The sequence below is a fragment of the Algoriphagus locisalis genome, from assembly GCF_900116615.1.
Classification (GTDB): Bacteria; Bacteroidota; Bacteroidia; order Cytophagales; family Cyclobacteriaceae; genus Algoriphagus; species Algoriphagus locisalis.
Map to the genome: position 1 here is coordinate 19028 of NZ_FPBF01000009.1, position 12305 is coordinate 31332.

At 41.1% G+C, this 12305-nt stretch carries 15 protein-coding genes; 8 read left to right on the plus strand and 7 right to left on the minus strand.

Annotation, left to right across the window (positions count from 1 at the left end):
- The first annotated feature begins 177 nt into the window (after nt 1-177).
- The 6 genes from pruA to BM386_RS20680 all read left to right on the plus strand — a co-directional run bounded on the left by pruA (nt 178) and on the right by BM386_RS20680 (nt 5054).
- A complete protein-coding gene (pruA, locus tag BM386_RS20655; protein WP_091697689.1) occupies nt 178-1815 on the plus strand; it encodes an L-glutamate gamma-semialdehyde dehydrogenase in 1638 nt (545 codons plus the stop codon).
- Nucleotides 1816-1933: 118 nt separating this feature from the next.
- Complete coding sequence (locus tag BM386_RS20660) at nt 1934-2164, plus strand: hypothetical protein (RefSeq protein WP_091697691.1); 231 nt, start codon at nt 1934-1936, stop codon at nt 2162-2164.
- Nucleotides 2124-2501: a type II toxin-antitoxin system PemK/MazF family toxin gene (locus BM386_RS20665; protein ID WP_091697692.1), complete on the plus strand. Its 378-nt coding sequence runs from the start codon at nt 2124-2126 to the stop codon at nt 2499-2501. Before BM386_RS20660 ends, BM386_RS20665 begins: the two co-directional genes overlap by 41 nt.
- Nucleotides 2502-2760: 259 nt before the next feature.
- Nucleotides 2761-3909, plus strand: coding sequence for a hypothetical protein (locus tag BM386_RS20670; RefSeq protein WP_091697694.1), 1149 nt, complete (start codon nt 2761-2763; stop codon nt 3907-3909).
- 8 nt (nt 3910-3917) lie between these two features.
- Nucleotides 3918-4229 (plus strand): hypothetical protein, encoded by a 312-nt coding sequence (locus BM386_RS20675; protein ID WP_139235952.1) that lies wholly within the window; start codon nt 3918-3920, stop codon nt 4227-4229.
- Nucleotides 4230-4355: 126 nt separating this feature from the next.
- Nucleotides 4356-5054, plus strand: a complete 699-nt coding sequence (locus tag BM386_RS20680) for a hypothetical protein (RefSeq protein WP_139235953.1) — start codon at nt 4356-4358, stop codon at nt 5052-5054.
- Nucleotides 5055-5097: 43 nt separating this feature from the next.
- Here the strand turns inward: BM386_RS20680 and BM386_RS20685 are convergent, their stop codons facing one another.
- From BM386_RS20685 to BM386_RS20705, 5 genes are read right to left on the minus strand one after another with little or no spacing between them, the layout of a single operon-like run.
- Nucleotides 5098-6678, minus strand: coding sequence for an NFACT RNA binding domain-containing protein (locus BM386_RS20685; RefSeq protein ID WP_091697699.1), 1581 nt, complete (start codon nt 6676-6678; stop codon nt 5098-5100).
- Nucleotides 6678-7442: an MBL fold metallo-hydrolase gene (locus tag BM386_RS20690; RefSeq protein ID WP_091697700.1), complete on the minus strand. Its 765-nt coding sequence runs from the start codon at nt 7440-7442 to the stop codon at nt 6678-6680. Before BM386_RS20690 ends, BM386_RS20685 begins: the two co-directional genes overlap by 1 nt.
- Nucleotides 7439-7717, minus strand: coding sequence for a hypothetical protein (locus BM386_RS20695; RefSeq protein ID WP_091697701.1), 279 nt, complete (start codon nt 7715-7717; stop codon nt 7439-7441). The genes BM386_RS20690 and BM386_RS20695 overlap by 4 nt, the downstream gene beginning before the upstream one ends.
- A 2-nt stretch (nt 7718-7719) precedes the next feature.
- On the minus strand, nt 7720-8097 hold the full coding sequence (locus BM386_RS20700) for a response regulator (RefSeq protein WP_091697703.1): 378 nt from the start codon (nt 8095-8097) through the stop codon (nt 7720-7722).
- Nucleotides 8094-8837: a response regulator gene (locus BM386_RS20705; RefSeq protein WP_091697705.1), complete on the minus strand. Its 744-nt coding sequence runs from the start codon at nt 8835-8837 to the stop codon at nt 8094-8096. Before BM386_RS20705 ends, BM386_RS20700 begins: the two co-directional genes overlap by 4 nt.
- Nucleotides 8838-8883: 46 nt before the next feature.
- On the opposite strand from BM386_RS20705, the gene miaA reads away from it, so the two are divergent.
- Nucleotides 8884-9792, plus strand: a complete 909-nt coding sequence (gene miaA / locus BM386_RS20710; RefSeq protein ID WP_091697707.1) for a tRNA (adenosine(37)-N6)-dimethylallyltransferase MiaA — start codon at nt 8884-8886, stop codon at nt 9790-9792.
- Here miaA and BM386_RS20715 read toward each other — a convergent pair.
- Both BM386_RS20715 and pfkA read right to left on the minus strand, forming a co-directional pair.
- Nucleotides 9780-10115, minus strand: coding sequence for a hypothetical protein (locus BM386_RS20715; protein WP_091697709.1), 336 nt, complete (start codon nt 10113-10115; stop codon nt 9780-9782). The two genes, miaA and BM386_RS20715, sit on opposite strands and share 13 nt — an antisense overlap.
- A gap of 1 nt (nt 10116) precedes the next feature.
- Nucleotides 10117-11091 (minus strand): 6-phosphofructokinase, encoded by a 975-nt coding sequence (gene pfkA, locus BM386_RS20720; RefSeq protein WP_091697710.1) that lies wholly within the window; start codon nt 11089-11091, stop codon nt 10117-10119.
- A gap of 248 nt (nt 11092-11339) precedes the next feature.
- On the opposite strand from pfkA, the gene BM386_RS20730 reads away from it, so the two are divergent.
- Complete coding sequence (locus BM386_RS20730) at nt 11340-12230, plus strand: aldo/keto reductase (RefSeq protein ID WP_091697714.1); 891 nt, start codon at nt 11340-11342, stop codon at nt 12228-12230.
- Nucleotides 12231-12305 lie beyond the last annotated feature (75 nt).

Consider the following 12305-nt stretch of genomic DNA (forward strand, 5'->3'; position numbering starts at 1 on the left):
CAGATAGCCCTTTTTAGTTAGCAGTTATGTTTTTTAGAAAGAAATCCCATTCGTGAGCACGAACGGGGGCCATAGCGAACTAGAATCCATTCTTTAGGGTTCTTTTACTTCATATTTGTCCGCCAATAAAACCTTCTGGTTATCTTTGGCAAACAGAAAATCATAACCCCAGATATCATGCTCAAAGGTTTTTTTAATGTACCAACTCCGGTGAACGAGCCGGTAAAAGCATACGCTCCCGGAAGCCCCGAGAGAAAAGAATTGCAAGCTGCGCTTAAAGAGGCTAGATCTCAGCAAGTTGATGTGCCTATGTACATAGGCTCGGATGAGGTCCGAACTGGCAATACGCACAAAATGTCTCCTCCGCACGACCACCAACACGTGTTGGGGCATTTCCACGAAGGAGATGCTTCTCACGTAGAGCAAGCTATCGATGCGGCACTTGGAGCCAAAGAAGCTTGGGAAAACTTAGCTTGGGAACAAAGAGCTGCGATTTTCTTGAAAGCTGCGGATCTTTTGGCAGGACCATATCGAGCCAAAATCAATGCCGCTACCATGCTTGGTCAGTCCAAGAATGCCATGCAGGCAGAGATCGATGCGGCATGTGAATTCATTGACTTCTTGCGCTTCAATGTGCAATACATGACTGAAATCTATGCCCAACAGCCTCCAGTTTCTGGGAATGGCGTTTGGAATAGATTGGAGCAGCGTCCGCTCGAAGGTTTCGTTTTCGCTTTGACTCCGTTCAACTTCACAGCAATCGCTGGTAACCTTCCTGCTTCAGCTGCGATGATGGGTAATACCATCGTTTGGAAACCAGCCTATACGCAGATTTATTCAGCAAATGTGCTGATGCAAGTGTTCAAAGAGGCGGGTGTTCCTGCTGGTGTGATCAACTTGATCTATGTAGATGGGCCTGTTGCTGGAGATGTTATCTTCAAGCATCCTGATTTCGCAGGTATTCACTTTACAGGGTCTACAGGCGTATTCCAACATATCTGGAAAACTATCGGAACAAACATTCACCAATACAAATCTTATCCAAGAATCGTCGGTGAGACAGGTGGAAAAGACTTTGTGATTGCACACAAATCTGCAATTCCAAAAGCTGTGGCAGTAGGACTTGCCCGTGGTGCTTTTGAATATCAAGGTCAAAAATGTTCTGCTGCTTCTCGTGCTTACATTCCTTCCAATATCTGGGATGAAGTGAAAGATAGTTTGGTAGCAGATCTTGCTGATATGAAAATGGGCGGAACGGAAGATTTTACCAATTTCATCAATGCGGTAATTGACGAGAAGTCTTTTGATAAAATTGCCAAGTACATAGACAATGCGAAAGCAAATCCAGCAGTGGAAATCATAGCTGGTGGTACTTACGACAAGTCTAAAGGTTACTTCATCGAGCCAACTGTGATCGTGACGCAAGACCCGATGTACACTACGATGTGTGAAGAAATTTTCGGACCGGTATTGACTATTTACGTGTATGATTCGGAGAGATTCGAAGAGGCGTTGGAATTGGTCGATCAGACTTCTCCATATGCCTTGACTGGAGCGATATTCTCTCAGGATCGTTATGCAGTTGAATTGGCCACTACTAAGTTGAGAAATGCAGCGGGTAACTTCTACATCAATGATAAGCCAACAGGTGCAGTAGTAGGTCAGCAGCCATTTGGTGGAGCTAGAGCTTCCGGCACAAATGACAAAGCTGGTTCTATGATCAACTTGCTTCGTTGGGTTTCTCCACGTACCATCAAAGAAACATTCGTTTCTCCGGAGGATTATAAATATCCTTTCTTGGGAAGCGACCTTTGAGGTTTTTAAAACCTCGAAGGTCTAGTAAACTATTTCAAGCCTTCGAGGTCTTAGAGACCTCAAAGGTTTTTTCAAGAGCCCCGGGGATTATTCCGGGGCTTTTTAGTATTTTAAAGCCATGAAAGCAATTGAATTAAAGACGGTTACCAAAAAAGACGGAAGCATTGCCCTTGATGCCACAGGACTAAAGGGTGGGATTCCTGTTCGGGTCTTGATTCTTTCAGAAGAGGAGATGGAGGAAGAGAATATTTATTTGAAGTCCCTGTCCAACAATCCAGCTCTTGATTTTTTAAACGAACCTGAGGAAAATGTCTATACCATCAAAGACGGAAAGCCCTTTCGGGATTAAACACAAGGTTGTTTTAGTCCCTTTCCCTTTTGAGGATTTCTCCACGAAGAAAGTGAGGCCGGCCCTGTGCCTGTCTGGGGCATTTGGGAATTATGACCACGTGATCCTGGCCTTCATCTCCAGCAAAACGGGCAGTCAGCCGGAAGAAACAGAAATGGAAATCGACCCTGAACAGACGATTTGGGTACAGTCGGGATTGATCGTAAAGTCAGTATTAAAATTGCACAAGCTGGTGTCATTCCCAAAAAACATGATCTTAAGAGAGTTGGGGAGCTTTCCTCCTTCCAAATCTCAGGAGCTGGAAGAAAAGCTTAAATTGATCATTGGAATAAAATAGGTCTGACTTTTCTGAAAATTAGATGGAAGCGATCAGTTGTGTCGCCACAGCTTTCACTTATCCCAAAAGGTTAAGGTGTTCTATTCTGAAGGCATTGATATTTTGACTTTTGGGCTTTTTGTGTTTTTACCACAGAGTCCACGGAGTATTACACAGAGGGTTCACCAAGGTCAAAGGCCTCGTAATTAAAAAAAAATGCGCCTTAGCGCCTTTGCGGGAGATTTTTCCTATTTTTAGTTATACTTCTAAAATCTCGTAAATGAAAAATCTATTCCAGTTTTTGTTTGTCCTCCTCCTTTTTTCTTGCTCCAAAGAAAAAGAACCCATCCAGGGAAAGCTCGAAGATTTTATTTCAGGGGAAATGAGTTTTGAGCGGGATTCAGAAACAGGGTTTATGGGATTTCTGGGTACAGTAGATTATCAATCGAAAGAAGCAGCTTACACGGAGTCAATGGGAGCCTTCAATTATTATAGTCCTACAACGGAGAGAAAAATCGGCTCATTTGAGATTCCCGCTGAAGGCCCAATGTCTTTGAAAGGCCGTGTTCATATCTCAAAATCTTTTGATGAAAACACTGTAGTGGCCACAAATACGTTGGGCTATACCAATGTTTACAAGGCTGATTCGCTGTTCAGCAGTTTTCAGCTAGATATGAGTGATTTGGCATCTAATACCTTTTTTTCATTTCCCATGAGTGGCAATGCCCTGCATCAAATAGCACCGGGACAATATGAAATCACCTTCAATCCTTTCGATTTTATGGCTCACCGCATGGGGAAAAATGGGTTTGATTTAGCATTCAGTTCTTGGATAGTGAAGTTTGATGAGGAAGGAAACTGGCTTTGCAAAACAGATTTTAAGGCTCCTTACGATGAGTCCTATGCCAATTCCTCACAGGCCTCCAGCATGGTAAGAATGGTGGAAAATGGTAACTCTTGGGGGATGTTTGCTTATTCAGATTCTCTGTATCAGATCAAAGATTGCAAAGTGGTAAAAAGAATTAAACTGTCTGCTGTAAGTCCCATTACGTATTTTCCGGATAAATATGAAGGAGATAAAAATAAGGGTTCTTGGGAAAGACCAGAAGATGGTGCTATCAATTATCGCCTGGTTCACGATCAGCCTTCGGGTATGTTTGTGAGATTGACCCAAATAAAGGAAAGAAGACCCGATCCAGATGTCAAAGATCCACACAAAAGAATGTATTCCGACGAAAAGACATTTTTGCTCTTGATCTATGATTCTGAATGGAACTTAAGAGCGGAGCTTGAAGTGACTTACCCTTCGGGAACCCGATTTGAAAATTTACTTTCCACTTCCGAAGGACTTTTCATCAACAAACCCGAACAAGCCTCTGAAGATGAATACGAGTTTTATAAGATTGACTTAACACAATTCGCAGACTGATGGGAAAGATGTTTTTACGATTGTTATTGATTGGATTGTTTTTTTCCTGTGGTGAGAAAAGGCATGAAGGGATTTACCAGGGGAAGTTAGAGGAGTTGATTGTTGGGGAGTTTGTAATGACAAAAGACTCAACCACCTCTAGAATCAAAATTGATCAAGTGTTAACTATAGGTAATCAGGAGTATTTGGTGTCTGGAGATAAACAGAATATTAGATTTTATTCTTCTCGATCTGGAAAAATGGACTATGACTATCCATTGCCTTTAGCTGGGCCATACTCTTTTGACGATGCTGTTGGATCCTTTCATGTTGGACCATAAAATGAAATTTCAATTTTAAATACCCAAGAACGTTTTTTTACATACAAAGACGAGGTCTTATTGCATAAATTTCTTGTTAATTCTGAACTTCCTTATATAAGCACAATTGGCCCAAAATTATTCAAATTGAAAGATGGGAGATTGAGAACGGTTTTATCACCACTAGTTTTAATTTATAATAAGGATGAGGAAGTCCTGAAAAATAGTCTTAAGAAACTAATTGTAGATATTGATCCAGAATCAAAAGAAGTCAAACATTATGAGGTAGAATTTCCAGACGGGTATGTCGACAAATATCTCACAGATATGCTGTCTTATCCTCCAAATTTGCTTCATTTGGATAGTGATGGGCTTGATTATTATACTTTTCCGTATTCTGATTCAGTCTTTATCTACAGAGATTCGACGTTGGTGGCCAAGAGTGTTTTTAAAACATTCAGGCAACTTAAATTTAGTGGATCCGAGTTTGTTACCAAAACTTTTCCAGGAACAGGTCAAATGTATGCTACCTATGATCTAAAGAAAGAGTCCGCTGCTACTTTAGAATTGCTGATTGATAAGGAAAAGAAATTTTTTCTCCTAATAAGAAAGCTCAATGAAACTGGAAATGGCGAGAATACCTATCGAAGGACTAAGAATTACTTGTTTTCATGCTACTCTTTGGACTTTGAGCCTTTAGGGGAACTTGAGTTTTCCTATAAACCGGGCGTAGATCTTGAAAATTACTTTCTAACCTCTGAAGGACTTTTCATCAACAAACCCGAACAAGCCTCAGAAGATGAATACGAGTTTTATAAGATTGATCTGAGTGGGTTTGGGGATTGAGCGTTGTATTTATCTATCTACATAAGGCAAACACAAGGCATGATTAATTTCCCTTTCCAAAAATCTCTTCCGGTCCTTTTGGGATCACCATCAGCACTTTTTCTTTTTCGACCATGACCGATCCGGCAGGCGAACCCTTCACTTTCCTTACATATTTAGCTTCTGTATGAATCACCGGAGCAAGGGATTCATTTTTGTTTTTTGAGTAAAAAGCGGCCAATGATGCAGCAGTCTCTATGACGGAGAGTGGGATGTTTTTAAGGCCTGAAGTCTTGATCAAAACATGAGAGCCTGGCACCATACGAGCATGTAGCCAGAGGTCATCTTTCTTGGTATAGCCCCGAAGCATTTCATCATTTGCCTGAGCGGATTTACCTACCCAGATCGGAAACCCTTCAAATTCAAACGTTTTGAATGGCAGAATGACCTCCTCCTTTTGCAAGGCTTTATCCTCTCCGTGAGATTTCTTGTAGCTTTTCAAGGATCTGAAATCTTCAATTTCACTCAGTTCCTCTAATTTGGATTCGAGTTGTTCCGCTTGTTTGATTTTCGCTGAAATGGTCTTTTCGAGCTGCTCCCATTCTAGCTTTCTGTTTTTACTTTTTCTATAGAGAGAAGCCGCAAGATCCTGAGGTTTTTGATTAGGTTTGAGTTTGATCTGGATGTTTTCTCCTGAATAGAAATCCATTAACTCCGCCTCTAATTTTCCGTCCTGAAAAACATGAAGGTTAGCCATGATCACATCAGCCAGATTGGACTGGGGAGGGGAATTTCGGAGTTCTTCCAGTTTTAGCGAAGATTTCTGAATGTAGGAATTTGTACGCTTGAGCTGCTCTTGGTATTTTTTGAGAAGGGTGTTTTTGTCTTTTTCGAAATTCCCCCTGACTAAAGCCAAATAGAATAATTCATTGATCGCTTGTATGGGATTGGAGAAGCTTTTGACTGGGTTTTCTTCAGGTAAAAGGCTCAGATGAATTTCCCCATTTTTATCTGTCAAGGAAAAAAGTGGTGTACCGAGCATATCCAGTAACTCCTGCATCAGTTCCCATTTGCTTTGAAGGTCAGCATCAGGATAGGCTCTTTCTTTCAGCCAGCCTCTGGGAATGGCGCCAAGGGTAGGTAGAAATTGAGATGCATTTCCTTCCAGTTTTTCGAAGTTTTCCCAGCTCAGATCATAGCTTTTGTCCAAAGAATTCCAATCCAGATCCCTGTCTTCGGTTACTCCATTTCGGAATAGTTTTATCGGAGTATTTCCTTCTTGTTCATAAAGTAGGATGTTACTTCGATTGGCATGCAATTTAAAAAGCAAAATTTTTCCTGAACTGAGGCTGAAGTAGAAAGCCCGTTCGAAATTCAAGACCTTACAGCCCACCATTTTTTCTCCAATGATCTCTTTAAATAAATTGATGCTATTTCGCTTAGCTCGTTGGAAGTTTTCGGGAAAGGAATAGTAAATCTGAGGAGGCAGAAAATGCGCACGAATGAATCGTACCCCTTCTGCATCCTCTGTTTCGATGATTAGTTCGTCCTTATTCTGAGAAAAGCAGTTGATTATCGTCTTCCCTTGAAAAGCTTTTTCAAGCTCAGGGCAGAGGTATTGGAGGAAGTGGAAATTTAAGTGCATTAGTCCAAAGTTAGCTGAAGCCCGTCATAGGCCAAGGCTATTCCTTCAGGTAATTCTAGGTCAACCGCTTGATGGAGGCCGAGTTTGTGCGAAATATGGGTAAAATAGGTTTCCTTGGCTCCGATCTTCCGAGCCATTTCTACTGCTTCTTTCAGCGTGAAATGTGAAATGTGGGATTCTTTTTGAAGCGCATTGAGTACTAAAATTTCTGTGCCTTCGATGAGTTTCAGCGATTCTTCTGGGATGTAATTAGCATCTGTGATGTAGGTGAAATCGCCGATTCTAAAGCCTAAAATGGGTAGTTTATAATGTAAAACCGGAATGGGCGTAATCGTGATTCCTTCAATCGTAAATGGATTCTCATCGATTTCAATTGCTTCGACTTGGGGGACACCCGGATATCGTTTTCCACTGAAAACATAGGCGAATTCTCGTTTGATTTGCTCCAACACCTGATGTTTCCCAAAGACTGGCATGTCTTTTTGTTGCTTGAAATTAAAGGGACGGATATCATCAAGGCCAGCGGTGTGGTCCTTGTGTTCATGGGTGAAAATCACAGCGTCCAAGTCAGTGATTCCTGCTCTGAGAATTTGGCTGCGGAAATCCGGCCCAGTGTCGATCACCAAGCTCAATTTGCCTACTTGCACATGAACTGATGAGCGGAAGCGCTTGTCTCTAAAGTCCAACGAGCGGCACACTTCGCAGGTGCAGCCGATCACTGGAACGCCTTGGGAGGTACCGGTGCCTAAAAAGGTTACTTTCAAAATTTTAATTGTGTTTGCCTCAATTCGGTGAGGAAGTCGTGATTCGCTTTGTCCTTAAAATCTGCAGGATCCAGATTTAGTTCAATCAGGATGTCAACAAGCGCATTGATTTTGCCTTCCAGAGGGAAATATTTGTTGACGATGACTATTTTGGCCTCATTCAAAACACAGTAGCCGGATTTGAAATTACCCTTTTCGTAACGCAACATGTAATCTGAGGAGGCGAATAGATTCTCGAGTTTATCCAAAAAATGCTTGGTGTGCTTGATTGCCATAGTTAAATCAGGAATTTTTTGACAGTTGCAAGTAATTTGTCGTAATCGAGTGGTTTTTGGATGAAATCATCAAATCCCAATTTCCTGAATTCATCCATGGTGTAATTGTTCATATTGCCGGTGATGGCGATGATCGGGAGCTTTGATTTGGTGGGATCGTCGAGATCTCGAATCAATTTTGTGCAGCTTGCTCCATCAAGCACTGGCATATTTAGGTCCATCAGAATAAGATCAAAATCCTCTTTTTCCAGCATATCCAACACTTGTTTACCGTTTTTTGCTGCTTTCATTTGATAGTTTTCAAACGAAAGTATGCTTTTAGTCAAGTTTAAGATGACTGAACTATCCTCTCCTACGAGGATTTTTTTTGAGTTATTCATGGGCTAAAAATAGTTTCTTCTTCTAGATAATTTTCAAATAAAATGCGTTCATTAATCAGGTCTTTTAGTGAAGTCTCCAATTTGTCCCAATCTTCCGCACGGGCAAGTTTATCTGCATCGCTGGAAATGGCAAAAATGGCAGTGGCACCCAATGTGCCAGAATTGCCTTTGATCGTATGAAGATTTTCGATGATTGACTGCATGTTTTTAGTGTCTAAATCTTTCTTTATTAGACACATGAGTTGATCAAATTCTTCAAGGAATTCAATATACAAAGACCTTAGGTTTTTTGGGGGATTAAATTTGGATAGTTGTAGGAATACCTCCTTATCCAATATTTTTGAAGCGTTCTGGAAGTTTAGTTTTTCTTCATCTGGACAGGAAAGAATAGCTGACACCATTTCCAATAGTTCCTTAGGCCGAATAGGTTTAGAGATTACATTTTTAAACCCCATTTCCACTAAGCATTTGTTAGAATATCCTTCTGAATAAGCAGAAACGGCTACTACCGGGCAGGTGAAGGGAGATGATCTCCAGATTGCTTTTGCAGCAGTAATGCCATCCATTATCGGCATCTGTATAGCCATCAGGATCAGATCAAACTTCACTTTGCTTGCTCTATCTACTGCTTCAATTCCATTTTTGACTGAATCAAATCTGCATAACTGCTCAATCAAGTTTTCTATTAGCCGTCGATTCATATCATTGTGATCTACGATCAACACCTTTTTGCTTTTCATTACAATACTTTGGATTTTTGACCTTCAGCTATATCATTAATTCATTTTGTCAAATCAATCCTATTTAATCTTAGTAGTGGGGCCTACTGCAGTTGGGAAGACTGATTTATGTCTAAATCTAGCCAAAAAATTCAAGACTGAAATTGTCTCTTGCGATAGTAGGCAGTTTTATCGGGAAATGAATTTGGGGACAGCAAAGCCTAGTTCTGATGAATTGAATGAGGTTCCCCATCATTTTATCAATAGTCTTTCTATTGAGCAGGAATATGATGTCAGGAAGTTCGAAAGGGAGGCATTGGCTTTGCTGGATTCTTTGTTCCAAAATCATCAAGTGGTCATTATGACGGGCGGTTCTGGATTATTTGCCGATGCGGTGGTAAATGGACTGGACGAAATGCCTGAGATTGATCCTGGTGTCCGAGCTCGGATTATCGAAGAATATGAAGAGAAAGGCTTGGTTTTTTTGCAGGAGGAAATTGCTAAAAATGATCCTGAATATTTTGCTAAAGTAGATCAGAAAAATCCCCAGAGATTGATGCGGGCATTAGAGATATGGAGAGGCACAGGTCAGAAATTCAGTTCTTTTCGGGTCAAATCAAAGAAGGAAAGACCTTTTGAAGTGATCAAAATCGGTTTGGAAAGAGACCGGGAAGAATTGTACAGTAGAATTGACACTCGAATGGATCAGATGATTACCGCTGGATTATTTGATGAGGCAGACGCGCTTTTCGGGAAGCGTCATCTCAATGCCTTACAAACCTTAGGATATTCCGAGATCTTTGGGTATTTGGAAGGAAAATACGACAAGGAAGAGGCGATCCGTTTACTCAAAAGAAATTCCAGACGCTATGCAAAACGCCAGATGACCTGGTTCAAAAAAGATGAATCAATTCGCTGGTTTTCTCCAGAAATGCAGGAGGAAATACAAGAATTCCTTATTAATCAAATCGAATGAAAACGGGCGATTTTCCCCACCCAATTATAGGGGGCTTTTTTTAGCAATTCATTGTATTGGATGCGGTTGACTTTCAGATCACGTATGATTTTCAACGCTTTCTGAGTGACGCTTTTTTCGGTCTGCTTTTCTTTTAGCGCAGCAATAAGTAAATCTGGATCCGAAGAATCATCTACTATAATGCCAAGCTCTGGATTCAGGGAGTTTAATTTAAAAAGCAACTCTTTCTGTTGATTGAGTTTGCGTTGCAATGCATTTTTCACAGTAAGGAAAAACAGGAGGCATCCGCCTCCCAACATGATAAACAGTGGTATGAAACCCATTTTAAATACTCAAGATTTGCATTAATTTAAGGTGATCTTCGATCAGGGGTTTTGTCTTTCCTATGCAATCCGCAAAGGGAGTAAATACAACTTGTTGGTTCACCACTCCAGCCATATGGAATTGGTGTCCAGCTAGTAAGCCTTCTACAGCGGACATCCCGCAGCGGCTAGCTAATACCCGGTCCCGAGCAGTAGGATTTCCTCCACGCTGAATATGTCCAAGGGTAGTCACTTTGAAATCCTTAGTAGGATCATTCACTTTTCCCTTTACGATTTCCATTACTGTCTGCGCATTGCCTGCTTCATCACCTTCAGCTACAACAACAATACTGGAGAATCTGTTTTTTCTGTTGTTTTTTAATGACTTTACCACGTCATCCAAGTTGGTTTTGGTCTCGGGAACCATTACGAATTCTGCACCTCCGCCTATTCCGGATTCTATTGCGATAAACCCTGCATCTCTTCCCATTACTTCGATGAAGAAAATTCTATCGTGAGCAGCTGCAGTATCACGGATTTTATCGATAGCTTCCAGTGCCGTGTTCACAGCAGTATCAAACCCAATGGTGTAATCTGTGCCATACAGGTCATTGTCTATCGTTCCCGGACAGCCTATTGTTGGGATTCCATATTCTTCGAAAAAAACTTTTGCTCCGGTGAAAGTGCCATCACCACCTATTGCTACCAGGCCTTCGATACCGTGCGCTTTTAGGTTTTCATAAGCCTGTTTTCTGCCTTCTGGAGTTTTGAATTCCATGGATCTGGCTGATTTCAGGACCGTTCCGCCACGTTGTACGATGTTGCTGACAGAATGTGACTGCATGCGCTTGATATCTCCATCGATCATGCCTTCATATCCACGGTAGATTCCATATACATCTAATCCTTTGAAAATAGCGGTGCGGACGACTGCTCTCACACAGGCGTTCATGCCAGGACTATCTCCTCCAGAAGTAAAAACTGCTATTTTTTTCATAAGTCAATTATTGTTTTTCAAAAGTCATAAAGCTAATTCCGAAATCTTTTCGGGAAAATCTCGCCTGGTAAAAAATCATCCTGGACTTTGACTTTTGAATTCAGCTCTAATTCATTTCAATAGGTTTAAGATTCCAAAAATAAGGATTAAAGAAAGAATGCTTTCAGTTTCTCAAATTATTAAACTTTTAATAATTCTTGAACTGGAAAAGAATTTGAATTCCAATACTAAAACTGGAATTTGGGAGGATGAAAAAAAGAAAAATACCGGGATTAGAATTTGAGATTAACCCAATTGCTTTAGGTTGTATGTCATTGAATGGCAATTTAAAGGCAGACCAGAAAATTATTGATGCTGCAATTTCTGCAGGAATTGATTTTTTGGATACGGCTGATTTGTATCAAAAAGGGCTGAATGAAGAGGTAGTTGGAGCAGCAATCAAGGAAAGGAGAAAAGATGTCATTCTTGCCACAAAAGTTGGAAATCAACTGCGAGAAGATGGGGATGGCTGGGATTGGAATCCTAGGAAAGCCTACATTTTAGAAGCGGTGGAAAAGAGCCTGGCAAGATTACAGACGGATTACATTGACCTGTACCAACTACACGGAGGTACGCTGGAAGATCCTTGGGATGAAACATTGGAAGCGTTTGATATTCTGAAAAGTCAAGGTAAAATCCGTGCGTTCGGGATTTCTTCCATTCGCCCAAATGTAATCCGAAAAGTGCTGGCTATGAGTTCGCCGGCCACTATTATGATGCAATACAGCCCTTTGGATCGCCGGCCTGAGGAAGCAGCTTTCCCATTGATTGCAGAATCTAACACAAGAGTATTGGTTCGAGGCGCTTTTGCAAAGGGGTATTTGATCGATAAATCTGCCCAGCCATTTTTGGACTATTCAGCTGCTGAGGTAAAAGAAATCCGGGAGTTGATTGCAGATTCAAGGTTGCTGCCAGAAGCGTTTTTGATTCGGTTCGGGTTGATGCAACCTGCAGTTGGTTCTCTTGTGATCGGGGCCAGTTCGGTGCAGCAAGTGGAGAAGATTAATTTTGCAAATCAACAGCATGCTATGATTTCGGAAGACCTTATGAAAGAAATATCTGCCAAAATACCGCTAAACCTATACACCCAGCACAGATAAAATTCCCATTGTCTAGACTCCATAAAAAGTCTATTTTGGAAGAATAAATAGTACACCACCCTTAAAATTACCCGT

Coding starts and splice junctions, on each gene's coding strand:
- BM386_RS20685 (WP_091697699.1), bottom strand. CDS start 6,678: ATGCACTTAAATTTCCACTTCCTCCAATACCTCTGCCCTGAGCTTGAA.
- pfkA (WP_091697710.1), bottom strand. CDS start 11,091: ATGAAAAAAATAGCAGTTTTTACTTCTGGAGGAGATAGTCCTGGCATG.
- pruA (WP_091697689.1), top strand. CDS start 178: ATGCTCAAAGGTTTTTTTAATGTACCAACTCCGGTGAACGAGCCGGTA.
- BM386_RS20705 (WP_091697705.1), bottom strand. CDS start 8,837: ATGAAAAGCAAAAAGGTGTTGATCGTAGATCACAATGATATGAATCGA.
- BM386_RS20670 (WP_091697694.1), top strand. CDS start 2,761: ATGAAAAATCTATTCCAGTTTTTGTTTGTCCTCCTCCTTTTTTCTTGC.
- BM386_RS20665 (WP_091697692.1), top strand. CDS start 2,124: ATGTCTATACCATCAAAGACGGAAAGCCCTTTCGGGATTAAACACAAG.
- BM386_RS20660 (WP_091697691.1), top strand. CDS start 1,934: ATGAAAGCAATTGAATTAAAGACGGTTACCAAAAAAGACGGAAGCATT.
- BM386_RS20700 (WP_091697703.1), bottom strand. CDS start 8,097: ATGAATAACTCAAAAAAAATCCTCGTAGGAGAGGATAGTTCAGTCATC.
- BM386_RS20675 (WP_139235952.1), top strand. CDS start 3,918: ATGTTTTTACGATTGTTATTGATTGGATTGTTTTTTTCCTGTGGTGAG.
- BM386_RS20715 (WP_091697709.1), bottom strand. CDS start 10,115: ATGGGTTTCATACCACTGTTTATCATGTTGGGAGGCGGATGCCTCCTG.
- BM386_RS20695 (WP_091697701.1), bottom strand. CDS start 7,717: ATGGCAATCAAGCACACCAAGCATTTTTTGGATAAACTCGAGAATCTA.
- BM386_RS20730 (WP_091697714.1), top strand. CDS start 11,340: ATGAAAAAAAGAAAAATACCGGGATTAGAATTTGAGATTAACCCAATT.